Source organism: Paenibacillus popilliae ATCC 14706, assembly GCF_000315235.1.
Lineage (GTDB): Bacteria > Bacillota > Bacilli > Paenibacillales > Paenibacillaceae > Paenibacillus_B > Paenibacillus_B popilliae.
This window is the reverse complement of the sequence record NZ_BALG01000468.1, coordinates 1-2107: the sequence shown is the minus strand read 5'-3', so window position 1 is coordinate 2107 and position 2107 is coordinate 1. Positions and strand designations below refer to the sequence as shown.

Sequence of the window (2107 nt, the reverse complement as noted above, 5' to 3'; positions counted from 1 at the left end):
TGGAACGGATTCCTTTTTAAGCTTTGGAGGGTTGGCAGGTGCCTCGGTACTTTTGGCTGCAAAATTGAGCATTTTTCACTTGCAAAAAACAAACGCGGCGGTTCCTATGAGAGATTTATGCAATTGCGTTATGATGGCGCCTTTGAATTGAAACATAGGAAAAAGCGAGTGGCACCGGTAGTGGTTGCTGCGGTACGTGCTGCTCCCGTCGTGGTAAGCGCTGCGCGTGCGGCGGCTCCCGCAATAGTTAAGACCGCGAGAACAGCTTCAACCGCTGTCGCGAATGCGACAAAGGCGACCGTTTCCTATGTAAAGGACGTCGGAAAATCAGCTTCATCCTATATCAATAACGCTGCCAAATCAACAAAAGAGTTTTTTACGGGTCCCTCGCAGCCAGCTCCATCGGCGGTTCGCGTAACTTCTTCCATTAAGAAGAGTAATCACCTTGTGAACCATGCTGAAAAATTATCGAAAAGACATGATGAACAAAGACAAATTAATCATTTAACGAAAGAACTGTTTAAAGGAAATTCAAATCCAGGGTTACATAATAAATATATAGGCTTTGGAAGAATCCACGAAGCTCGAACTAGTAATGGGGCTAGACTTTATTTTCAAAATACAAGACATGGATTTGATATTGTAGCAAAGTCAACAAAGAAGAATCAAAAAGAAGTTATTAAGGAACTTCGTAGAATGTACGGAAATTAAGGGGCTTCTTCGCTATACTTCGTGGTAAAAGATACGGTTGCTTGGCTAATCGTGCGATTGACAGGGAGCCTCTGCGGGCATGAGTACTCGCAAAAGCCGGAAACATAAGGACTTCTCGTTGCTAACCAGCTTATCATGCCCGCCTCTCCATATAAAATCTCTGTTCCTTTGCCCACGTGTTCCATGTATGGATGGATATCGTAGCAAAGTCGACAAGAAGAAGCAAAAAGAAGTTATTAAGGAACTACGTAGAATGTATAGTGATTAGGGGAAGGATGATATGGCCTAGATGAAGATTATAGAAATTTGTTATCCTCCTTATTATGAGGATACCAATATCAATAATGATTGTATCGATGTGTTTATTGATATGGAGGATGGAGTTACCTATACAATAACATTTTGGACACCAAATAACTATTATTGGTGTATGGATAAAGAAAAACTAGATTATTTCCCCTTTGGATGTCCTGACATCCATGTAAAGTCATTAACTAAAGAGAACATTACGAAAGCAATTGAGGATTATGCACAAGATGAAGCGTATTTTTTAAAGTTAAGTTTTTTGGGGGGCTGTGATAGGAATGGCGCGCTGAGCATAGATGAAATGAATCACATCATAAGAACAATAAATAACCGTACATTTTTATGGGAAAAAGAATTATATAGCGAATTGCACAAACTGGAGATTATCGATATTGAATATCCGTTATATTATGGATATGTGAACAAGGATGATGGTTGTATCCCGGTTATCGTTACGGTGAATGATGGGATGACCTATAAAATTACCGTGATTACACCGAATTATTATTACGGGTATATGCACAAAAACAAAATGGGGTATATGCCGCCATCTCCCCCCCATCTGAAGGTGCGTTCCTTAACCAAACAATATATTCAACAAGCCCTTGAAAGTTGCCTTGAAGATAACGGATATGCTCTAAAGTTTTATTTTGTCGCCCAAAACGGTCGTTTTGATATCAAGAAACTGAATAAAATGCTGGCTGAAATTAAAGAAGACCAAGATGAATTCAATCAAGATGAGTAAACGTTCGTTACTTATTTTTATTTATCGCTTGGGTGTAATTAAATGGAATGTATGGTCCTTAGGGGAAGGATGATATGGACTAGATGAAGATTATGGAGATTAGGTATCCTCCTTATTATGAGGATACCAATATCAATAATGATTGTATTGATGTGTTTATTGATATGGAGGATGGAATTACCTATACGATAACATTTTGGACACCGAACGATTATTATTGGTATATGGATAAAGAAAAACTAGATTATGTACCCTTTGGATGTCCTGACATCCATGTAACATCGTTAACCAAAGAGAACATTACGAAAGCAATTGAGGATTACGCCCGGGATGAAGCGTATTTCT

General features: G+C 38.9%; 1 protein-coding gene and 2 pseudogenes. All 3 read left to right on the top strand.

The window, feature by feature from the left end; translation table 11 throughout:
• Window positions 1-711: pseudogene (locus tag PPOP_RS19660) on the top strand (hypothetical protein); the annotation flags it as partial.
• A 289-nt stretch (window positions 712-1000) separates the two neighbouring features.
• A complete protein-coding gene (locus PPOP_RS19655; RefSeq protein ID WP_006288194.1) occupies window positions 1001-1762 on the top strand; it encodes a hypothetical protein in 762 nt (253 codons plus the stop codon).
• 83 nt (window positions 1763-1845) lie between these two features.
• Window positions 1846-2107: pseudogene (locus tag PPOP_RS18430) on the top strand (hypothetical protein); the annotation flags it as partial.

Excerpts from the sequence above, each read along its gene's own strand:
- PPOP_RS19655 (WP_006288194.1), top strand. The coding sequence starts at position 1,001 with ATGAAGATTATAGAAATTTGTTATCCTCCTTATTATGAGGATACCAAT.